At 31.3% G+C, this 19,442-nt stretch carries 18 protein-coding genes and 1 tRNA gene; 12 read left to right on the plus strand and 7 right to left on the minus strand.

Annotation, left to right across the window (positions count from 1 at the left end; all coding sequences use genetic code 11):
- Positions 1-42 precede the first annotated feature (42 nt).
- Together BTO06_RS13775 and BTO06_RS13780 are read left to right on the plus strand one after the other, a co-directional pair.
- Positions 43-1,101, plus strand: coding sequence for a branched-chain amino acid aminotransferase (locus BTO06_RS13775; RefSeq protein WP_100925865.1), 1,059 nt, complete (start codon positions 43-45; stop codon positions 1,099-1,101).
- A gap of 82 nt (positions 1,102-1,183) precedes the next feature.
- On the plus strand, positions 1,184-2,158 hold the full coding sequence (locus BTO06_RS13780; RefSeq protein WP_100925866.1) for a TlpA family protein disulfide reductase: 975 nt from the start codon (positions 1,184-1,186) through the stop codon (positions 2,156-2,158).
- Between the two features lie 7 nt (positions 2,159-2,165).
- On the opposite strand, the gene BTO06_RS13785 is transcribed toward BTO06_RS13780, so the two are convergent.
- Together BTO06_RS13785 and BTO06_RS13790 are read right to left on the minus strand one after the other, a co-directional pair.
- Positions 2,166-2,555: a nucleoside triphosphate pyrophosphohydrolase family protein gene (locus tag BTO06_RS13785; RefSeq protein WP_100925867.1), complete on the minus strand. Its 390-nt coding sequence runs from the start codon at positions 2,553-2,555 to the stop codon at positions 2,166-2,168.
- A 26-nt stretch (positions 2,556-2,581) separates the two neighbouring features.
- Entirely contained in the window at positions 2,582-3,304 is a 723-nt protein-coding gene (locus BTO06_RS13790) for an SDR family NAD(P)-dependent oxidoreductase (protein WP_100925868.1), read from the minus strand.
- A gap of 64 nt (positions 3,305-3,368) precedes the next feature.
- On the opposite strand from BTO06_RS13790, the gene BTO06_RS13795 reads away from it, so the two are divergent.
- Positions 3,369-3,581, plus strand: coding sequence for a hypothetical protein (locus BTO06_RS13795; RefSeq protein ID WP_232731465.1), 213 nt, complete (start codon positions 3,369-3,371; stop codon positions 3,579-3,581).
- On the opposite strand, the gene BTO06_RS13800 is transcribed toward BTO06_RS13795, so the two are convergent.
- Positions 3,582-4,499: an ion channel gene (locus tag BTO06_RS13800; protein ID WP_100925870.1), complete on the minus strand. Its 918-nt coding sequence runs from the start codon at positions 4,497-4,499 to the stop codon at positions 3,582-3,584.
- A 120-nt stretch (positions 4,500-4,619) separates the two neighbouring features.
- Here BTO06_RS13800 and BTO06_RS13805 point away from each other — a divergent pair, with 120 nt between their 5' ends.
- Positions 4,620-5,123, plus strand: coding sequence for a hypothetical protein (locus BTO06_RS13805; protein WP_100925871.1), 504 nt, complete (start codon positions 4,620-4,622; stop codon positions 5,121-5,123).
- Between the two features lie 19 nt (positions 5,124-5,142).
- On the plus strand, positions 5,143-6,066 hold the full coding sequence (locus BTO06_RS13810) for a YfaP family protein (RefSeq protein WP_100925872.1): 924 nt from the start codon (positions 5,143-5,145) through the stop codon (positions 6,064-6,066).
- 30 nt (positions 6,067-6,096) lie between these two features.
- Here the strand turns inward: BTO06_RS13810 and BTO06_RS13815 are convergent, their stop codons facing one another.
- A complete protein-coding gene (locus BTO06_RS13815) occupies positions 6,097-6,663 on the minus strand; it encodes a DNA-3-methyladenine glycosylase I (protein ID WP_100925873.1) in 567 nt (188 codons plus the stop codon).
- A 96-nt stretch (positions 6,664-6,759) separates the two neighbouring features.
- Here BTO06_RS13815 and BTO06_RS13820 point away from each other — a divergent pair, with 96 nt between their 5' ends.
- From BTO06_RS13820 to sppA, 3 genes are all read left to right on the plus strand, one after another.
- Positions 6,760-8,814, plus strand: a complete 2,055-nt coding sequence (locus tag BTO06_RS13820) for a protein-disulfide reductase DsbD family protein (protein ID WP_100925874.1) — start codon at positions 6,760-6,762, stop codon at positions 8,812-8,814.
- 108 nt (positions 8,815-8,922) lie between these two features.
- The gene (locus BTO06_RS13825; RefSeq protein ID WP_232731466.1) at positions 8,923-9,309 is read left to right on the plus strand and encodes a DUF6146 family protein; all 387 of its coding nucleotides are present in this window, start codon (positions 8,923-8,925) and stop codon (positions 9,307-9,309) included.
- A gap of 47 nt (positions 9,310-9,356) precedes the next feature.
- The gene (gene sppA / locus BTO06_RS13830) at positions 9,357-11,102 is read left to right on the plus strand and encodes a signal peptide peptidase SppA (protein WP_100925876.1); all 1,746 of its coding nucleotides are present in this window, start codon (positions 9,357-9,359) and stop codon (positions 11,100-11,102) included.
- A 605-nt stretch (positions 11,103-11,707) separates the two neighbouring features.
- Here sppA and metK read toward each other — a convergent pair.
- Positions 11,708-12,961 (minus strand): methionine adenosyltransferase, encoded by a 1,254-nt coding sequence (metK, locus tag BTO06_RS13835; protein ID WP_100925877.1) that lies wholly within the window; start codon positions 12,959-12,961, stop codon positions 11,708-11,710.
- A gap of 271 nt (positions 12,962-13,232) precedes the next feature.
- On the opposite strand from metK, the gene trxA reads away from it, so the two are divergent.
- The 4 genes from trxA to BTO06_RS13855 all read left to right on the plus strand — a co-directional run bounded on the left by trxA (position 13,233) and on the right by BTO06_RS13855 (position 15,016).
- Complete coding sequence (trxA, locus tag BTO06_RS13840) at positions 13,233-13,550, plus strand: thioredoxin (RefSeq protein WP_100925878.1); 318 nt, start codon at positions 13,233-13,235, stop codon at positions 13,548-13,550.
- Between the two features lie 66 nt (positions 13,551-13,616).
- Entirely contained in the window at positions 13,617-14,543 is a 927-nt protein-coding gene (locus BTO06_RS13845; protein WP_100925879.1) for a DUF58 domain-containing protein, read from the plus strand.
- 65 nt (positions 14,544-14,608) lie between these two features.
- A tRNA-Asp gene (locus BTO06_RS13850) sits at positions 14,609-14,685 on the plus strand.
- Between the two features lie 145 nt (positions 14,686-14,830).
- On the plus strand, positions 14,831-15,016 hold the full coding sequence (locus tag BTO06_RS13855; RefSeq protein WP_100925880.1) for a hypothetical protein: 186 nt from the start codon (positions 14,831-14,833) through the stop codon (positions 15,014-15,016).
- A gap of 729 nt (positions 15,017-15,745) precedes the next feature.
- On the opposite strand, the gene BTO06_RS13860 is transcribed toward BTO06_RS13855, so the two are convergent.
- A complete protein-coding gene (locus tag BTO06_RS13860; protein WP_100925881.1) occupies positions 15,746-18,541 on the minus strand; it encodes a CHAT domain-containing protein in 2,796 nt (931 codons plus the stop codon).
- 367 nt (positions 18,542-18,908) lie between these two features.
- Positions 18,909-19,436 carry a hypothetical protein gene (locus BTO06_RS13865; RefSeq protein ID WP_100925882.1) on the minus strand — a complete coding sequence of 176 codons (528 nt, stop codon included), beginning with the start codon at positions 19,434-19,436 and terminating at the stop codon, positions 18,909-18,911.
- Between the last annotated feature and the right edge of the window lie 6 nt (positions 19,437-19,442).

A 19,442-nucleotide genomic window follows, 5' to 3' on the forward strand; every position in this document is an offset into this window, starting at 1 on the left:
TTGCTATTTCGTACTTTTGCAATTATAACCAAATCTTTATCTATGAGCACTTCTAACATTCAAATTATTCCAATTGAACAAACAAAAATCGATACTGTAGATTTTAACAATTTAGTCTTTGGAACTGTTTTTACAGATCATATGTTTGAATGCGAGTATAAAGATGGAAAATGGCAAACACCAGTCATAAAACCTTATGGTGATATTTCTGTATCTCCTTCGGCGAGGGTTTTTCATTATGGACAAGCTGTTTTTGAAGGAATGAAAGCGTACAAAGATGAAAATGATGATGTTTTCTTATTTAGACCTGATGAAAACTTTAAAAGAATCAACAAATCGTCTGAACGTTTGGCCATTCCAGCATTTCCTGAAGACTATTTTTTTGCTGGATTAAAGGAACTTTTAACTATTGACAAAGATTGGATTAAAAAAGGTGTAGGAAATTCAATGTACATTCGTCCATTTGTAGTAGCAACTCAACCAGCTATTTCCGCTTCACCTGCCGAAGAATATAAATTCATGATAATTTTATCTCCAGCACAAGCATACTACGCAGGAGAAGTCAAAGTTTTATTTGCAGAAAAATACAGTAGAGCTGCCGATGGTGGAGTTGGATTTGCGAAGGCTGCAGGAAATTATGCTGCACAATTTTACCCAACAAAATTAGCACACGAACAAGGATATCAACAAATTATCTGGACCGACGCCAGTACGCACGAATATTTGGAGGAAGCAGGAACCATGAACATTTTCTTCCGTGTTGGTGATAAATTACTTACAGCTCCAAATAACGACAGAATCTTAGACGGTATTACAAGAAAATCGTTAATTCAAATCGCAAGAGATAATGGAATTGAGGTTGAGATCAGAAGAATTTCGGTATCAGAAATAAAAGAAGCTGCTAGAACAGGTGAATTAAAAGAAATTTTCGGTTCAGGTACTGCAACAGTAGTAAACCCAATTATTGGTTTTAGTCATGGCGGAGAAGATTTTGAACTACCAAAAGTGGAGAATACCTATGCTAGGCTTTTCAAAGAAAAACTAATGAATATCCAATACAATGTTTCGGAAGACCCATACGCATGGAGAGTTAAAATTTAGTTTCAGTTAAGTAATTGATAACTAAAAATTAACATCTGTAATGTTTTTTTATATATTTGTGAAAGGTTCGGGATAAAATATTATGAAAAACATTCTAATTACTATTGTTACTATGGCTGTTGCCTTTGGCATCTCCTTCTATGTATTGACTAATTTTTACAAACATGACAATGAATTAGATTTAGAAATTGAAGGAACTTCGAATCTATATGTTAATTCTTCTACAGACGATACCACTTTAGATACCGATGCTGACTTTACAGATAATGATACAGAAACCAGTTATAATGAGTCCGACTTGGTCACAGATACAAATTCTGTTAACACCGATATGTTTCCTGATACTGAGGCTATTTTTGCAGATCTAACGCAGTGGAAGACATACTTTAACAGAAACGTCAATCTTTCTTCAAATTTTGTTCCTCTAAATAATCAAGGAGAAGAAATAGACAAAGGAGATTTTTTAAGTGATTTAACCTCTGGAAGTTTTGCCCCGATTAAATTACTTTCTGGAACAGAAATGTACCAACTTTATGACATCGAAAATATTCAAAATCAAAAGATTTCCGCATCTGTTATTGAAGCAGCTGATTTAGCTTATGCTTATTTTGTAAAAGAAGGAACAAAATTACCTGAATTTAATTTTTCTGACATCAATGGAAGCAACTTTTCTAACTCTTCCACAAGTGAAAAAATTATAATTCTAACTTGCTGGAAAATTGACTCTAAGAAAAGTATCAGTGAGTTTTCAAGATTAAACAAACTCTACGATAAATATGAAGCTTACGAAGATGTTATTTTCCTGAGCATTTCTTCAGACAAATCTTCTAAACTACTTCAATTTTTGACTAAAAAGGAGTTTAGGTATCCTGTTGTTGCCGACCAGGAATCTTACATGAAAGACCAAATTGAAGTTCGTCAATACCCTACACATTTAATCATTGATGAAGACGGTAATATTGAAAAAATGGTTAGTAGTGTAAGTCAACTAGAAGCAGCTTTAGAGAAAATTGCTGAACCAGATTTAACGGATTTAGAGGAAGAAGAGGGAATGTAATCTCTTACTATTCCCTGTCTAAAATTTCTTCAATATTGGGTTTGAAATAACTTGGTCCTTTCATCACTTTACCGTCTTCTCTATAAATCGGCTTTCCATCTTCGCCAAGTTTACTCATATTACTTCGTTGAATTTCATTAAAAACTTCATCGATTTTATATTGCATTCCATGCTCTATAATGGTTCCGCATAAGATATACAACATATCTCCTAAAGCATCAGCAGTTTCTATTAAATCATTATTCTTCACAGCTTCAAAATATTCTTCATTCTCTTCTTTCATTAAATTAAACCGAAGTAACTTTCTATCATCTCCAATATTCACAACTGGTTTTTCATTTAATCCTAATCCGAAAGCTTCATGAAACTCTCTAACTGCTTTTATTTTTTCTTTCATTTAAAAATATTTAATTCTATTTTAATTTAAATTGCTTTTCTCAACAACCAAGCTGGAACAATCTTTAGAATAAAAGCGATAATGGCCCAACGTTTTGAAATATACGCTACTCTTTTCTTTTTTTTAATTGCTTTAAAAATTTGCTTTGTTGCTTTTTCAAGAGAAACCATCCAGAAAATCCCATCTCCTAAAGCCATTGCCGTATCAACAAAACCCGGACGAATATCTGTAATAAAAACTCTATTATTTGTAATAGTTTTAGTTTTTATATAAAGACTTTCTAAATAGGCTTTTTGATAAGCTTTGGATGCGAAATATGCAGGTGCCCCACTATTACCGCGGATGGAAGCAATAGAAGAAATACCAACTAAATGTCCAAATCCTTGTTTCCTGAATACACTAAAGGCTAAATCGTACAACTTAGTTACACCTAACACATTCGTTAAAATAGTTTCATTCTCTTTATCCCAATCTAACTCTAAATTTACATGACCAACACCAGAAGATTGCACTACTAAATCTATTTCTTCAAACTCATCTACAATTTCCCTAAAAACTCTTTCTACTTCGTCAACTTGTTGAATATCATTTTGTTTTATGATAATTTGTTCTGGAAACTTTACTGATAAATCTTCTAGTTTCTCTGCTCGTCTTCCTGTTATAGCTACTTTGTAATTATTCTGAACTAAAACCTCTGTAAGTTGCTTTCCAATTCCAGAAGTTGCTCCAAAAACGATTGCTTTTTTCATTAAATTAGTACTTTTGTTAAAAATACGAAGTTTATCAAAACAATAATATAAAACGATGTTATTTATGTTCGGACTTATAGCCCTAAAAATGTTTACTACTGGAAGAATTATCTTCGCCTGTTTTTTTATTGTTGCCTTTGTTATTCTAATGGTAATCAGTTATAAGAAGGATGCAAAGAACAATAAAAAGCATTATCAAAACTCAGCTTTATATGTTGCTATTGGAATTGCTGTTACCATAGCACTACTGTTTTTATCGAAATTATTAGTAAAGTGATTAAAGAGGTTCAACCTCACTTAATTTCTCGTGATCTAAAACAGTGTAGCCATCTTCATCGATTGTTGAAGACGGTGTATATTTTACATCAGTAACCACTTGAGTAAACTTATACGAAGAAGTTTGATATACCTTTTGACCAAATGACTCCTCGTGGTACTGAACTAAAATATACAAACCAGCATTTAATTTTTTTATTTCTTCATTTGAAAGCTTAAACAAAGGGCTTTTTTCATCAATTCGATGAACTATTGTCCACATAGTAGGTAAATATGTAATCTTCTTTCTTTCTAATTCTAGCACATAGAAACTTCTCTTATACTGTCCTGTTTCGTCTTCTTGATTCATCGAAAGTGTTACCGAAACTTCTGGCTCAATCATTAACGTTTTTCTACTATTCATTAATCTTAACATCAATGCTCTTCCTCCGTTGAAATCTCTTAAAATTAAATTATGACTAAAGCGGATGGCTGCTTTTGGTTTTGAAAATCGTCCATATAACAATCCTGTTATAAAAGAAAAGCTCATCAAACCAATTAACGCTTGGAATGCCGCTATAATATTTGCTGTAATTCCTTTAGGGGCGATTCCACCATAACCAACAGTTGTTAGCGTTTGTGCACTAAAAAAGAAACCATTTAAAAAATCTTGAATTAAATTTCCTTTAGAAGGTGTGATTTGTTCAATTCCAATTATCACATATATAATTCCGAAAAAAACATTCATCAAAGTATAACCGAAAACTACCATAATGAAAAACTTCCACCAGCTTAAACCAATGAAATAAGTATATAAATCATCTATACTTAATGGTCTATTTAAATGCAAAATATTTGTTGTCCCGTTTTTATTAATAATTCCTCTAACATTTTCGGCAGATTTATATCCAAAACCTATATCCTTTGTCTTTTTTGCCATACTTCTCAAGTTTTTCAATTCTTACTTAACAACAAGATTAGGTACTAAATTACTTATTTGTAGGGAAAACCAAAAACATGTCTTATTCTAATTTTGAAGTTGAATTAAAACACCAAACAAATGAAAAATAAATTTTTACTCGCTATTTTAATCTCATTTTGGTTTACAAATGATTTAATCGGACAAAATTCAACACCTGTTGAAAGTAGCTTAGGTTTATCTTATCAATTTTCAACAATCAGTGAAGGATATGATTACGGTATAGGACTTATTGTTAATAATGACCTTGGGGGTAGTTCTGATGGATTTGGTTATATAGCACAATTAACTTATTTGGCTCCTGTAGAAGCCATTGAAGATGTTATTGATTATGCTTTAACCTTTGACGCTTTAATTAAATACGATATTGCAGTAGCTGATGGTTTGGATATTGCACCTACAGCAGGAGTGGGATATTTGACTGTTCAATCTGAAGCAAGTGAAAACGCTGAATTTTACTTTTCAGCAGGAGGAACTCTATCTTATTTCATTTCTGATAGTATTGTCATAGGTTTTGATGTTACGAAACAATTTTTAGAAGGTTCTGATATTACCACAGGAGTTTCAATTAGATTTCAAATTTAAATAATCAAATACTATAATTATGAAAAAAGTAATTAGCCTAAGTCTAGCAACGCTAGTTTCACTTTCCATTTTAAATTGCGGTGGAAGTGATGGTGACCCAGTAGGAGACGGAATTTCTGATCCTGATGAAGTAGCAAATTTAATGAATAATGCTTTGCAATTACCCCCTGGTACTTTTACTGTAGATCCAAGCCAAGTGGAAATTGACGATTCAATTACTATTACAAGTAATAATAATGCAACTATTCCAATAAGCGGCGGACAATCAATGACAAATAATATTTCATTTAATGCTCCGAATGGAAACGTAAATGCTGTTGGAATGAGATTTGGAACTTCTGGACCAATTTATTTTGTACCTATTAACACTCAAGGAAGTACAAATGGAACGGGAAGTTTTGATTTTGGTATGCTTGCCTCAATTTGTAATGACCTATCCAAAATTTGTCATGATATAAAATGTTATGAATTCGCCAGTACATCAGGCGGTCAGATCTCAAGGGCAAATATTAGGGATGTAGCTATGATGTGCGGGAATTGTGATGAGCCTTCTTGTCAAGGTTTAGTTGACCCTTCTGATTGTGGTCTTTCTGGACAAGATGGAAGTCCAAGATTCAATTTAACTTGGAGTGGAGGTTCGGATCTTGATTTATATGTTACTGATCCAAATGGAACGACTATAAGCTACTCAAATGTTGCTTCTTCTAGTGGTGGTAGTTTAGATGTTGATTGTACAGGAAATTGTAGCGGAGGTAACTCAGAGAATATTACTTGGCCAAATGGAGGACCTTCAGGAACCTACAGAGTATGGGTAGATAATTTTTCAGGAGGAACTACCTCTTTTAATATTGTTGTAAGAGACAATGGTAATAATGTTACCAATTTTTCTGGAAGCGTTGGCGCAGGTCAAGAATCTACAAAATGGACCTACAATAAAAACTAATAATTAAAACCGGAAGATTTCCGGTTTTTTTTAACTAGTATTACAACTGTGCAGAAAGCAATCAACAGAGTGATCATTAACCATTCCCGTTGCTTGCATGAACGCGTAAATTACAGTTGAACCAACAAACTTGAATCCTTTTTTCTTTAAATCTTTAGAAATTTTATCTGAAAGTATAGTTTTTGCTGGTACATCCTCACTATTCACAATTGAATTTTTTATCGGTTTTCCATCTACATAATTCCAAATATATTTTGAAAATGACCCGAATTCTTCTTGAATTTTTATAAAAGCTTGTGCATTTGAAATTGTCGCTTTTATCTTTAATTTATTTCTGATTATCCCAGCATTTTCAATTAATTCTAGAAATTTATCATCATCATATTTTGATATCACTTTGTAATCAAACTGGTCAAAAGCCTTTCTAAAATTCTCTCTCTTCTTCAAAATAGTAATCCAACTTAATCCCGCCTGAAAAGTTTCTAATACTAAAAACTCAAACAACGTTTTATCATCATAAACAGGAACTCCCCACTCCTCGTCATGATAAGCTACATATAAAGGATCATCAGTTACCCAACTACAGCGTTTTTTCATTAATAAAATTTTGAATTGAATTTAATAAAAAGAGCCCAAACTTATTTGTATTAAAAAGACTACATTTACGGACTATAGTACAAAACTTATTCTATTATGAAGAAAATTTTCTTTCTGTATATAGCACTAACATCTACTTTTCTTGGTTATTCTCAAGTATTTGATCCTGTTTCTTGGAAAACTAGTATTGAAAAAGTTAACCAGGAAGAAGCTTTTTTAGTAGCCACTGCTACCATTGATAATGGATGGCATCTTTATGGACAGGAAATACCTGCGGGTGGACCAAGACCTACGATTTTTACATTTAAAGCGAACGAAAGTTATGAATTAATTGGAAATACATTAGAGGACTCAGGAATTACCGAAGATGATAAAATCTTCAAAATGAAGATTAAATACTTCGCCTACAAAGCAACTTTTAAACAAAAAATAAAACTACTTAAAAGTGACATAAAAGTTGAAGCAGAAGTTCAGTTTATGGTTTGTGATGACACAAAGTGTTTACCTCCAAAAACTGAAGAACTAATTTTTACACCAGGAACAACAAACGTTGCAAAACAGAATAAAGATAAGGCAGAGCTTAGTAATAATGAAGCAAATAATTTATTGTACGGGATTTCTAATGATGAAATCCAAGAACCTGAAAGTGAAGAAAATTCAAATGGAACTGAAAATTCATCTGACGTAAAAAAGAAAAATGAATCTTCTTCTTTACTTAGTATTTTTGGACTTGGTTTTTTAGGTGGATTGTTAGCATTACTTACTCCGTGTGTGTTCCCTATGATTCCTTTAACTGTAAGTTTCTTTACCAAAAAAGATAGTTCTAAAGGAGCAGGAGTTTCGAAAGCTGTACTATACGGTTTCTTTATTCTTGCCGTATATTTAATTTTAAGTATTCCCTTTCACTTATTGGATTCAATCAATCCTGATATTTTAAATGAAATCTCAACCAACGTATGGCTGAATGTAATCTTTTTTGTTGTATTTGTGTTTTTTGCAGGTTCTTTTTTTGGTTTCTATGAATTAACATTACCTAGCAGCTGGACAAACAAAACAACTGAAGGTGAAAGCTCAGGAGGAATTATTGGAGTTTTTTTCATGGCTTTAACATTAGCAATTGTTTCATTTTCATGTACAGGACCAATATTAGGATCATTATTAGCAGGATCTTTATCTTCTGATGGTGGCGCTTGGCAATTAACTTCAGGAATGGCTGGATTCGGTGTCGCTTTAGGCTTACCTTTCACTTTATTTGCCATGTTTCCTAACATGCTAAAATCTTTACCAAAATCTGGAGGATGGATGACAACCGTAAAAGTTGTTTTAGGTTTCTTAGAACTAGCGCTAGCATTTAAATTCTTATCTAATGCAGATTTAGTTGCACACTGGAACTTGTTAAAAATTGAACCGTTCCTAATTATTTGGATTATCATTTTCGCTGGTTTAGCATTATACCTTTTCGGAAAGATAAAATTTCCACATGACTCTCCAATGCAAAAAATCGGAATACCAAGAATATTAATAGGGGTTGTTTCATTGGCTTTTGCTATCTATTTAGCAACAGGTTTCAGAGTTAACAAAGAAACTAACACATATCATTCTCTATCTTTATTAAGTGGTTTAGCTCCACCAGCAGGATATAGTATTTTCAATAAAGCAGACTGTCCGAATAATTTACAATGTTTTAAGGATTTAAAACAAGGTTTAGCGTATGCAAAACAAGTAAATAAACCAATTATGCTTGACTTTACGGGTTATGCATGCGTAAACTGTCGTAAAATGGAAGAGCATGTTTGGATTGACGATAAAATTGATAACGTACTCCGCAACGATTACGTTTTAATCTCTTTATATGTTGACGATAAAAAAGAACTCCCAAAAGAACAGCAAATTGAGGTAAATCGTATTAATGGAGGAACCAGAACACTTAAAAACTACGGACATAAATGGTCGCATTTTCAAACAGTTTTTTTTAAAACTAATACGCAACCATACTATGTACTTCTAAGTTCAGATGGAAAACAAGTATTAAACAATCCTGTTGGTTATACACCAAATGAAAATGAATATTTACAATGGCTGTTAGATGGAAAAGAAAGATCTAAAAACACTTTAAATAATTTATTCAATCAATCGAATCTATTAAAATAACAAAACATTAACAGGTTTTAAAACAGAAAGATACATTTTGATGATGTATCTTTTTTTATATTTATAGTATGAATTAAAATAAAGATGACTCGTTTAATCAACTACTTAATGATTAATATTTTTATCATTCTTTTAGTCTCTTGTAGTTCCATTTCAAAAAACAAACAAGACGGCTTGAAAGAAGAGCCGGTAGTTATTAAAAATGATAGTGTCGAGTATGAAATAACCATAATTGATCCAGGGTTTAACAACTTTCTAGTTACCGTTGCACGACCACCAGGCTACCATTCTCAAATTTTTCTCGAAAATAAGAATCGGTTTTATGTTTCTATTTGGAACTCAAGAGTGAACAATCCTGCTCGATTTAATCCAAACATCTACGAAAATATTATTCTCTATGATCCTAATGTTGATTATGGTTATGACGTTAACTATAAGTTGTTCAATTATTTTGAATTTGCCCAACAAAAGTATAGAATGCGACTGCAATGGTAAACTCGTGTTAAAAACGTATATTTGACCTAGAATTTTAATCAGAAAAAATGAAGTTTTTACGTAATCTATTAGCCTCAATCTTAGGTTTTTTTATTAGTCTATTTATATTAGTTTGTTTCTTTTTATTGGTTGCTGTCGTTGCTGGTGGCGAAGAAGAAGTCATTGTAAAACAAAATTCAATTTTGGAATTGAATGTAGTTAAACAAATTAAAGATTATGCGCCAAAAGATACAAGTCCGATTGCACAGGCTTTAAATTTAGTTGGTGAAAAATTATCCCTGAATGAAATTTTAAATGCAATTGACAATGCACAACTCGATGATAACATCAAAGGAATTAGCATTAAAACAAATGCAGTTGGAGCTGGAATGGCACAAACACAAGCGATAAGAAAAAAATTAGAAGAATTTAAAGAATCTGGTAAATTCATTTACGCTTACAATGATGTTTACTCTCAGAAAAACTACTACTTAAGTTCTGTTGCGGATAGTATTTTCTTAAATCCAGTAGGACAAATCGAATTCTCAGGACTTTCCTCTGAAATTTTATACTATAAAGACTTTGAGGATAAATATGGTGTAAAAATGGAAGTTGTTCGTCATGGGAAATACAAGAGTGCAGTAGAACCTTTTTTAGAGAACAAAATGAGCGATGCCAATAGAGAACAAATTACTTCTTTCCTAAGTTCTATTTGGTCTGAATTCACAAACAATATAAGTAAAAGCAGAAATATTTCAGTAGAACAGCTCAATACAATTGCTGATAATTCAGAAGGACGAAATGCTGATTTAGCTTTAAAAAACAATCTAATTGATGGAATTATTTATAGCGATCAGTATGATGAAAAATTGAAAAATGTAGTTGATTCAAAACCAAATACGATTAGTTTAGAAGATTACATTAAGTCAGGAAAAGGAAGAATTGCTTCAACTTCGAAAGATAAAATTGCAGTTATTTATGCGCAAGGAGAAATAGCATATGGAGAAGGTAACGAAGATGTTATTGGACAAGGAATGATTAATAGAGCAATTAAAAAAGCGGTAAAAGACAAAAAAGTCAAAGCAATTGTGCTCCGCGTAAATTCTCCTGGAGGAAGTGCATTAGCTTCAGAATTAATTTGGAGAGAGTTAGAACTTGCTAAAAATAAAAAACCATTAATTGTATCAATGGGTAATTTAGCTGCTTCTGGAGGATATTACATTGCTTGTAATGCTGATTTAATTGTTGCTGAACCAACAACAATAACAGGTTCAATCGGAGTTTTTGGTGCTTTACCTAATGCTTATGAGCTTTCTAAAAAGATGGGAATTAATGCAGAACAAGTTTCAACCAACAAAAGTGCTGCCTATAGTTTATTTGAGCCAATGGATAAGAAATTTTATGACGTAACTAAAGAAGGCGTAGAGCAAATATATACTACGTTTGTAAATCATGTTGCCGCAGGAAGAAAAATGACTTTTGAAAAAGTTGATGCTATTGCACAAGGTAGAGTTTGGTCAGGTAAAGAAGCATTAGAAAATGGCTTGGTTGATAAATTAGGTGGACTACAAGATGCTATAGATATAGCTGTACAATATGCAGAAATTAAAGATTATAGAATAAGAAACTTTCCTAACTACAAAAAAGATATTAAGGATATGTTGAACGTTTCTCCTTTTGGGAAAGTAAACAAAGAGGAAATCATTAAAGAAACGATTGGTTCTGAGAATTATGAGTTATTTAATCAGATTAATCAATTTAAAAATATGGAAGGAATTCAGGCAAGAATGCCATATATTCTTCAGATTAAATAAATTCGAAAAATAAATAAATTCGAAAAATAAATAAATTCGAAAAATAAATAAATTCGAAAAATAAATAAATTCGAAAAATAAATAAATTCGAAAAATAAATAAATTCGAAAAATAAATAAATTCGAAAAATAAATAAATTCGAAAAATAAATAAATTCGAAAAATAAATAAATTCGAAAAATAAATAAATTCGAAAAATAAATAAATTCGAAAGCAAAAACGCACTACCCAAGGGTAGTGCGTTTTTAAACTTTCTATTTCCTTTTTTTAGTGTTTTAAAGCATAGCTAGCACCCTTACCAGATTCTGCTAAAACAACCAAAACTCTTCTTACTATTAATAGTATTTTGTTAAGTAATAATTTCCCCATAATTACTAATCTTTAAATTTGAATATCCCTGATGCAAAATTAAACATAACGATTCTAATAAACCTTCAAAATTGTTTCATGTAACATTTTTAGAATCTTAGACTAATTATGAGAATATTACACATTTAAAGTTATAAAAATGTAACATTTATTGAAGTTCATATATATTACATAATAAAAAAAGCGTCTTGTATTTCTACAAAACGCTTTTTGTTTATCTTTAAAACTGACTGTAAATTACAAGCTAAATTCTTTTTTTACTCTATCGACGTAATCTAATTTCTCCCATGTAAACAATTCAACTTCTAATTGTTTTGACGCCCCGTTTGGTTGCTCAAAAGTTTTAGAAATCACTTCATTTTTACGTCCCATATGTCCATATGCAGCAGTTTCACTATACATTGGGGTTCTTAACTTTAATCTACCCTCAATTGCATGAGGTCTCATATCAAAAATTTCAGACACCTTTTGTGCAATTTCTCCATCAGTCAAATCAACTTTTGCAGTTCCATAAGTATCCACAAAAATTCCCATCGGCTCCACTACTCCAATAGCATAAGACACCTGAACTAAAACCTCATCTGCAACTCCAGCAGCAACTAAGTTTTTCGCTATATGACGTGTTGCATAAGCAGCACTTCTATCTACTTTACTTGGATCTTTTCCTGAGAATGCTCCACCACCATGTGCTCCTTTTCCACCATAAGTGTCCACAATAATTTTACGACCAGTTAATCCTGTATCTCCGTGAGGTCCACCAATTACAAATTTTCCTGTTGGATTGATATGATATTTTATATCATCATTAAACAATGTTTGGATTTGAGCAGGTAATTTAGCGATAACACGAGGCATTAAAATTTCTTTAATGTCTTGTCTGATTTTAACCAACATTTCATCATCATCAGCAAAATCGTCATGCTGAGTCGAAACAACAATTGCCTCTACCCTTTTCGGTACATTATCATCAGAATACTCAATAGTAACCTGACTTTTTGCATCTGGACGTAAATAATTAATATCTTTCCCTTCTCTTCTTATAGCGGCTAATTCTTTTAGAATTAAATGAGACAAATCTAATGCAAGAGGCATAAAGTTTTCTGTTTCATTTGTTGCATAACCAAACATCATTCCTTGATCTCCTGCACCTTGTTCTTCTTTCTTAGCTCTATCAACTCCTCTATTGATATCATCAGATTGTTCGTGAATTGCTGAAAATACACCACAAGAATTTCCATCGAACATATACTCACTTTTCGTATATCCAATTTTGTTAATTACGTTTCTTGCGATTTTTTGAACATCTAAATAAATGTTAGATTTTACCTCTCCCGCTAAAACTACTTGACCAGTTGTAACTAATGTTTCGCACGCTACTTTTGAATTTGGATCAAAGGCTAAAAAATTATCTATTAGAGCGTCACTAATTTGATCGGCTACTTTATCTGGATGTCCTTCAGATACACTCTCTGATGTAAAAAAGTATGACATATTCTTTTGTATATTAAAATTAGTAAGTGGAAAGTTGGTCGCAAAAGAAGCCAAACATTACTGCTTTAGCATTTTTTTACGAGGTTGCAATCATCCAAATCTTTCCTCATTAAGTTGCCCGCAAATTTACTATTATTATCTAACTATAAAAATATCAGAGCCAACATATTTGTAAAATTGATTTACAGATAAGAAAAACCAATCTTTTAAGAATTGAGAAAAGTAAAATAAATTAGTACATTTGTGAGCATTAACGATTAAAGACAAAAGAATGGCATTAGAAATTACAGATACAACATTCGAAGAAACAGTATTGAAATCTGATAAGCCTGTTTTAGTAGATTTCTGGGCAACATGGTGCGGACCTTGTAGAATGGTTGGTCCAATCATTGACGAAATTAGCAAAGAATACGAAGGTAAAGCAGTAGTAGGAAAAGTAGATGTGGATGCGAACCAAGAATTCGCAGCTAAATATGGAGTGAGAAACATTCCTACAGTTTTAGTTTTCAAAAATGGAGAAGTTATTGCTAAGCAAGTTGGAGCTGCTCCTAAGAAAGCGTACACTGATAAAATTGAGGCCGCTTTGTAATTTAGTATAAAAAATTATTTCATAAAAAAGGTTTGACAAGTGTCAAACCTTTTTTATTTTCGGTAAATGGCGTTAAATCTATCTGAATTAAAATCTTCTGAAATTAAAAATTTAGACCTTCTAGCAAAACAAGTTGTTGAAGGTTTTATCACAGGAATGCATAAAAGTCCTTATCACGGGTTTTCAGTTGAATTCTCTGAACACAAACTGTATAATAAAGGAGAAGATACAAAACATATTGATTGGAAGTTATTCGCTAAAACAGAAAAACTATACACTAAGAAATATGAGGAAGAAACAAATCTTAGATGTCATATTATAATTGACAACTCTTCTTCGATGCATTATCCTCTTAAGAAAGAACAAAATCTAAATGATTTAAACAAAATAGGATTTTCTGTGGTTGCTGCTGCATGTTTGATAGAATTATTAAAGAAACAGCGAGATGCAGTGGGATTAAGTATTTATTCTAACTCCTATGAATATTACGCTCCAGAAAAAGGAAGTGATCGTCATAGAAAAATGTTAACAAATCAATTAGAAATACTTTTAAAAAAACCAAAAGAAACCAAAACTACAGATACTTACCAATATTTACATGAAATAGCTCAAAAGATCCATAGGAGATCGATGATTTTTTTATTTACCGATATGTTCCAACCTTCAAGAGATAATGAAGAATTATTTGATGCTTTAAGACATTTGAAATATAATAAACATGAAGTAATATTATTTCACACCTTCGATAGGGAGTTAGAATACAATTTTGATTTTGAAAATACCCCTAAAAAATTTGTAGATGTTGAAACTGGAGAACAAATAAACCTATATGCCAATAGTATTAAAGAGTCTTATCAAAAAGAAATTGGTAATTTTTTCGAAAATTTAAAAAATAAATGTTTACAATATAAGATTAATTATGTCCCTGTAAATGTAAGAGATAACTACAATAAAATTCTTACTACCTATTTGGTGAGCAGAAATAAATTTTAATTTTTTTTAAAAAAAGTTTGTAGAAACAAAAAAGGATGCTATATTTGCACCCGCAAACACGCAACGGTCTGGTAGTTCAGCTGGTTAGAATACATGCCTGTCACGCATGGGGTCGCGGGTTCGAGTCCCGTCCAGACCGCCAAAAGCTCTCAAAATTTTTGAGAGCTTTTTTTTGCATAAACATTAAGATTCTCAAATAAGCCTTCATTATTTCCCTCTTAAAAGCTAATTAGAACTTTATAATCCTGTATAACCATAACAACAGGACAAATCAAAAATTTCTATCAATGAAAAACACAATTTACATCGACGGAATTATCCAAAGAAATGGATTAACCGAAATTAGCGAAAAAGAACTTCATCAGATAATCGACGAACTAACCGAAGTTGTAATAAAACACGGAGGTACGTTTGCTTGTTCTTTTGATTTGTTTACAGAAAAAGAATACATCAAATCGTTGAAGAAAAAATAAGATAGGGAAAGCAATTACCACTCTACAAAAACCTCAACTGCTATTTAGCAATTGAATTAATTCGCGCCAATTTTATGTAAGTAAAGCTTTAGTAAAACAGGACTTTAATGAATTAGGAAAATCTATGGATTAATAATTACTATGGAATGTTTTACTGCAATTACAGTGAAAATATAACTTAAATACCTTTTTGTTATCATAGCGAAATAAAAGTAGAAGCATTCACTTCCCATAAATACCTCTCCTAACTTTTTCAGTTATTAACCTAACTAATATTCTCTTAAGTTATTTAACAACTAATAAAATCTTAAAACTATCAATAAACCCAAGTAAATACACAGGTTAACAATCGTTAAGTATCGTTAAAGTGATTTAAAACAGAAAACTATATTTTAACCAGCGAAATAAGCTATTAATAATGATAGAATTCCCATGGTAATAAACTGGATGAAAAATCTTACTTCTTTTTGATGTTTTCTAATCAATTTCATTTCCTTTTAATTTTACTATCAATTCATATTTAATGCAATAAATTGATTTAAAAAACGAATAAACAGCTCTAAAACACGAGCTACTAATTTAATTGGGGAATATATTTTAATTCAACTTATTTACGCTACAAAATTAAAAATGGAAATATATTCTATTGTAAATTAAAAGTTATAAAAATGTGAGCATAAAAAGTATAACCATAGTTTAATTTAAAAAGCAAAAAAGAACCATTAACAATTACCACACTTTAACTCTCTTTTTTACAAGAAACCCCACCAATCCAATTAATACTATTACTGCTAACCAAACAAAAAGATTTGTTTGAGATCCATTTGATATAGCTTCATTATTTCCATAAACAATAAAGCCTGCCCAATAATAAGGATCAGCTAATTTAGTATCTTGATGAATCTCCAGATAATTTAGCTTGGCATTTTGTAACGCTTTCGATTTTGGCAATCCTTTTTTTAATTCTTTATAAAATCCTTCCATAATTTTACTCGTTGCAACATCTGGAACCTCCCATAAACTTGCAACGGTAGATGAAACACCAGCAAAGGAAAAAGCCCGCTGAAAAGACTCAATTCCTCTTCCTGCATTTTCTTTACCTGTTGCCGTATTACAGGCACTTAAAACGACTAAATTTGCCTTTAAATTCAATGCGTAAAGCTCATCCAAGTACAAATCATCTTCCATCTTACTGTTTTTCCCGAAAACAAACCTACTTAACCCTGGTGAACTCTCATTAATCTTGGCGTGCATTGCCAAATGTAAAAATGAAGCTTTTGATGCCGTATTCACAAATACCTCTTTACTCACATTTAAACCTGTAAATACTTTAGCTGGAAATAAATCCGATATCATTTTAGCTTCCTTTCTCGCGCCTTCCAAATCAGAAAACTCTCCTCTCGTTGCAAGTAAAAGCTTCTTGGCTTCGTAATCGGGAACGTACACATAAATATCTTCCTTAGGTTTTTCAGTCAAATCTTCGTTATCAATAAATCCTAAATTCGAAGAATAATTAACATTGAATTGAGAAACAATCAACTTATTATTACGATATAAAACTTCAAATGGAATTTTATATAATTCACCATCTGGATTAATTATCAAACTTTTAATCCTTTGACTAATTTCTGGTAGTATTTTTTTACTTAATACTTGAGATAAATCTTCACTTGTTCTTCTTTCACTGATTCTAAAAGCAAACTCATTCACTAATTCTTTATTCTTTTTATCCCAAGGAATCAAAGAGCATTTTATTTGATTACTGGTTATTGAAAAGATGGCAAGTTTATTAGATAGAAAGAAATACTTGATTATCATTTCTTTATCAGACAATCGCTGTTGTAATTTTGAAATATCAAAATTATAATCTCGAACTAAACTCAGATTTGGATAGGTCTTTTCAGTAAAAGCGATATGATTATAAATTTGTTGCTGTAGAGAATCCACCTTATTTAAATCATGCTCTTTTTGAGCGAAAACCAGAGCCGTTTTCAAGTCCAACTCCCGACGAGTAATAGAATCAAGATTAGAGAGCGCACTTGTATATCTATTTTGTTTAAATTCTTCCCAAGCCCTTTTATTCATTATGTTTTCAGTACTATTCAAAACCTCTGCAAGAAGATTCTGATCATAAGCACCTTGCTTCTGAGAAGCAACTAAAATTCCGTCGAGTATTTTCCTTAATAACTCATTTTCCTTTTTATTAAACTTTGCTTTACTATGACTATTTTTAAACTGAATTAAAGACAAGCGATATAATCTTAAAACAATTCTTTTAACCTCTGGATCATCTCCATAATACAAATCTAGTTTCTCAGCTACTCTGCTAAGCAAATTCGTTTGACCGAAAATTTTACTCGGTCTGAAATTACTATAATCTTTTGCTAATTTCTCTTCTCCTGTATGAACATACTCTATCACTTTATAAAATGTTTCGAGTGACTCTTTTCTATTTTTTGCCTTCGCCTTAATTAAACCTTTTTGCGCAAGAAAAAAAGATTTATATCCTTGATCAGGTACGGAATCTAATAAATGAGATATAAGAACATCTGCCTCTTCGATTTTATTAGCCAGTGTTAGTGCCTTACACTTATTAAACTTAAACATAAAATAATTACCAGGATATTTTTTGTTTTCTATTAAGTCAATTGATTTACCAATATAGTACTCCGCTCTTTTTATATCTGAAGTTGAAATTAAACTATCTGGTTTATAACCTAAATACCAATCTCCAATATGATTCAATGAAGTACTATAGTAAACTCTTTCTTGTATTTTAAAACTTTTTGCGGCATGAGCTTTTTCAAGCTTCCGGATTGTTGCTTCAATTTCAACACTATCCTTTTTACTTCTTCCTAAATTACAGAGTAGATAAATCTTACGATACAACAATATAATCTCGTATCGATTACCATTCCCATTTTCATCAACCTTATATTTATCTAAAGCTTCTTTGTTTTGGTTATATATTTTTGTTGCCAATCTCAAATTCAACTTCGCAGATTCTAAATCTCCCCAATAGGCATGTACACTTGATAGTAAAACATAAGAATTCACGATGTAATCAAGTGCTCCTATTCCTTTTTCAGGTAAATTTATAAGAATGTCAATTCCTGTTTCTAAACTTTCTTTAGCTTTTCCTGTTAACGCCAAATAATTCTCTGACCAAGCTCTATCGGCAAATAACCTTCCTTTATATTCTATTCCTTCTGTTGTATTTGGAGAAATTTCAATTCCCTTAGTAGAGCTATTTACACTCTCCCAATATTGGCCTAAAGAATAGTTTCCTTTTGACTGATAGTAACATAGTTTTGCCAAAACTAGACTATCAGATGTTGAAATAATTTTAAAAGTTTTAAGAACCTTTTCTCCATAGTCTACTAATTTTTGATGCGCTTCTTCATTATGTAATTTTTGAGCATGGCTAACAATTGTATCCTTGGGAACTAACTCTGCAGCATTCAATACTCCAATAACAAATAAAAAGAATAGCTTGAGAGGTAATTCTAGTATTGACTTTTTCATCTTTGATCTGACTAAACAACTTCTTAAAAATACAAAAAGCAGCTCATTTAAAAAGCGGCTTTTTACTCAAAACATACAACAATTAACTATTTTCTCTTTAAACTAAAATAGAAGTCAAGTAACACCTAATTGTTTACTACTTCTACTTCTAACTTAAACGATCGAATTCTATCCTCCTAATATTTGGTTTGAAACGTTGCTATTCTAAACTTTTGGTTTCAGTTTCGCCCGATGGTATGAGAATTTCTTGTTTCATTGCAATTTTTTATTAAATGGTCTATCTTATAAATATCAGTACTTCGATCAGACTTCTAATTCATTGATGGATTTATAATGTCCTCAACTTAGATTTTGATGTAATTTTAGATTACTCAACTACAAAACCAAAGGTTACTGGATCTATTTTACCTTTCACATCTCTAGGTATTGCACTCAATTGAACTTCATATTTTCCTGATTTCAAAATCCCTGATTTTTGTTGAGGAACAAATGTCCTTTTCTCCATATCATCCCATGATGTTACTGATAGTACACCTATAAAATCAAATGCTTCAGCAGGTAAAAACATTTCTCCAGGAAAATAAGGCATTGGAATATGTCTTCTCACTTTTCTTATAGTTCTTCCGTCTTTCTTCACCACCGTCATAAAGTCAAAAAACACAACAAACTCCCCTTCCTCATTCTTCTTTAATCCATCTGCTTTAAAATTGAATCCGATTTTATAAGCATCTACTTTAAATTGCTTGAATAAGTCCACTGCAGATTTGGACTCTAGACTTAGCATTACTTCTTTGTTATTATTTAGTAATAAACCTCCATTAATTTCTTGTGCCTTTAATTGAATTGAGATCAAAAAAACTAATAAAACAATCAATATATTTACATCACTTCTCATATACAA

The organism is Tenacibaculum sp. SZ-18 (genome assembly GCF_002813915.1).
In the GTDB taxonomy this organism is placed as follows: Bacteria; Bacteroidota; Bacteroidia; order Flavobacteriales; family Flavobacteriaceae; genus Polaribacter.

Bases quoted from the DNA above. Each gene is read 5' to 3' on its own strand.
- BTO06_RS13845 (WP_100925879.1), top strand. From the start codon at position 13,617: ATGGCGTTAAATCTATCTGAATTAAAATCTTCTGAAATTAAAAATTTA.
- BTO06_RS13775 (WP_100925865.1), top strand. From the start codon at position 43: ATGAGCACTTCTAACATTCAAATTATTCCAATTGAACAAACAAAAATC.
- BTO06_RS13865 (WP_100925882.1), bottom strand. From the start codon at position 19,436: ATGAGAAGTGATGTAAATATATTGATTGTTTTATTAGTTTTTTTGATC.
- BTO06_RS13815 (WP_100925873.1), bottom strand. From the start codon at position 6,663: ATGAAAAAACGCTGTAGTTGGGTAACTGATGATCCTTTATATGTAGCT.
- trxA (WP_100925878.1), top strand. From the start codon at position 13,233: ATGGCATTAGAAATTACAGATACAACATTCGAAGAAACAGTATTGAAA.
- BTO06_RS13820 (WP_100925874.1), top strand. From the start codon at position 6,760: ATGAAGAAAATTTTCTTTCTGTATATAGCACTAACATCTACTTTTCTT.
- BTO06_RS13855 (WP_100925880.1), top strand. From the start codon at position 14,831: ATGAAAAACACAATTTACATCGACGGAATTATCCAAAGAAATGGATTA.
- BTO06_RS13860 (WP_100925881.1), bottom strand. From the start codon at position 18,541: ATGAAAAAGTCAATACTAGAATTACCTCTCAAGCTATTCTTTTTATTT.
- BTO06_RS13800 (WP_100925870.1), bottom strand. From the start codon at position 4,499: ATGGCAAAAAAGACAAAGGATATAGGTTTTGGATATAAATCTGCCGAA.
- BTO06_RS13785 (WP_100925867.1), bottom strand. From the start codon at position 2,555: ATGAAAGAAAAAATAAAAGCAGTTAGAGAGTTTCATGAAGCTTTCGGA.
- BTO06_RS13780 (WP_100925866.1), top strand. From the start codon at position 1,184: ATGAAAAACATTCTAATTACTATTGTTACTATGGCTGTTGCCTTTGGC.
- BTO06_RS13795 (WP_232731465.1), top strand. From the start codon at position 3,369: ATGTTCGGACTTATAGCCCTAAAAATGTTTACTACTGGAAGAATTATC.
- BTO06_RS13810 (WP_100925872.1), top strand. From the start codon at position 5,143: ATGAAAAAAGTAATTAGCCTAAGTCTAGCAACGCTAGTTTCACTTTCC.
- BTO06_RS13805 (WP_100925871.1), top strand. From the start codon at position 4,620: ATGAAAAATAAATTTTTACTCGCTATTTTAATCTCATTTTGGTTTACA.
- sppA (WP_100925876.1), top strand. From the start codon at position 9,357: ATGAAGTTTTTACGTAATCTATTAGCCTCAATCTTAGGTTTTTTTATT.
- BTO06_RS13825 (WP_232731466.1), top strand. From the start codon at position 8,923: ATGATTAATATTTTTATCATTCTTTTAGTCTCTTGTAGTTCCATTTCA.
- BTO06_RS13790 (WP_100925868.1), bottom strand. From the start codon at position 3,304: ATGAAAAAAGCAATCGTTTTTGGAGCAACTTCTGGAATTGGAAAGCAA.
- metK (WP_100925877.1), bottom strand. From the start codon at position 12,961: ATGTCATACTTTTTTACATCAGAGAGTGTATCTGAAGGACATCCAGAT.